Annotated in this window: 2 protein-coding genes; one reads left to right on the plus strand and one right to left on the minus strand. The window is 69.5% G+C overall.

What is annotated here, in order from left to right; translation table 11 throughout:
• Positions 1-761 precede the first annotated feature (761 nt).
• Positions 762-1,016, minus strand: coding sequence for a helix-turn-helix domain-containing protein (locus FAF44_RS53180; protein WP_237111115.1), 255 nt, complete (start codon positions 1,014-1,016; stop codon positions 762-764).
• Between the two features lie 98 nt (positions 1,017-1,114).
• Here FAF44_RS53180 and FAF44_RS53185 point away from each other — a divergent pair.
• A partial coding sequence (locus tag FAF44_RS53185; RefSeq protein WP_237111116.1) for a TetR/AcrR family transcriptional regulator occupies positions 1,115-1,480 on the plus strand: 366 nt, incomplete at its 3' end.

Raw genomic sequence — 1,480 nt, forward strand, 5'->3', positions numbered from 1 at the left:
AGATGTGTATAAGAGACAGGTTCAAGCACGCGGAGCTGGCGGGGTGGGTGCAGATCAACCCGATGACGCATTCGACGGTGACGGCCAGGCAGCGGGGCGGGTTGCGGGCCGAGCGGCGGGCGTTGACGCGGGAGCAGGCCGAGGGGTTGATCGGGGCGGCGCAGGAGTTGCCGCAGGCGGCTCCTGAGGCGGGCAAGCGGCGCGATCAGCGTACGGAGTTGCGTGACGCGGTGATCGTGCTGCTGCTGGCGACGGTGGGGCCGCGGGTGTCGGAGCTGGTGCGCGCCGATGTGCAGGATTTCTTCACCAACGACGGGGTGCGGTACTGGCGGATCTTCGGTAAGGGCGGGCGTACGCGTGATGTGCCGTTGCCGGAGGGGGTGGCGCGGGTGTTGCAGGAGTATCTGGTGCGGGGGCGTCCGGCGATGTGCGCGAGCGGGTCGGCCGATGACGGGAAGGCGTTGTTGTTGTCGTGGCGGGGGCGGCGGCTGGCGCGTGGTGACGTGCAGGCGGTGATCGATCGGGTGCAGCGGCGGGTGGATCCGGATCAGCGGCGGTCGGTGACGCCGCACGGGCTGCGGCACACGACGGCGACGCATCTGCTGGCCGATGCGGTGGACATGGACGCGGTGCGGCGGGTGCTGGGGCACAGTGATCTGTCGACGCTGGGTCGTTACCGTGATGAGCTGCCGGGTGAGCTGGAGGTGGCGATGCGGTCGCATCCGCTGTTGCGTGGCCGTCCCTGAGGGGTGGCCTGCCGGTCAGGGTGCGGGTGCGGGGGTGGAGCGGACGGCGAGGCGGTCGAGGGAGATGCCGAGTACGTCGGCGAGCGCGGCGATGGTGAAGAACGCCGGGGTGGCGATGCGGCCGGTCTCGATCTTGCGGAGGGTTTCGGCGGACATGCCGGCGGCGGCGGCGATCTCGACGATGCTGCGTTCGCCGCGGGCCTGGCGCAGGACCTGGCCGAGTTGCTCGCCGCGCAGGCGTTCCTCGGGGGTCAGGGGTGGTCGCACCATGGGGCCCACTCTATACCGCGTGGGGGTGCGGGCTGAGGGGTGCGGGGTGAACCGGAAGACAGGAATCTAGAGTTGAACTCTAGAGGTAAGCTCTCACCATGGACAAGGGGCAGCGAACCGACAAAAGAACCGAACGCTCCCGCGCCACCCGCGAAAAGATCATCGCCGCGGCGCGGGAACTGTTCATCACCCAGGGCTACGGCGCCACCAGCCTGCAAGAGATCGCCGACCAGGCCGGCGTCGCCGTCCAGACCGTCTACTTCGTCTTCGGCAACAAACGCACCCTGTTCAAGGACGTCGTCGACACCACCATCGCCGGCGACACCGCACCCGTGGCCACCATGCAACGCCCCTGGTTCCACGCCGCCTGCACCGCCCCCACCGCCGCCGAACAACTCCGCCTGCACGTCCGCGGCACCCACGAGATCCTCGCCCGCGTCGCCCCGATCAGCCCCATGATCGAC

This window comes from Nonomuraea sp. MG754425, assembly GCF_021699195.1.
Classification (GTDB): domain Bacteria; phylum Actinomycetota; class Actinomycetes; order Streptosporangiales; family Streptosporangiaceae; genus Nonomuraea.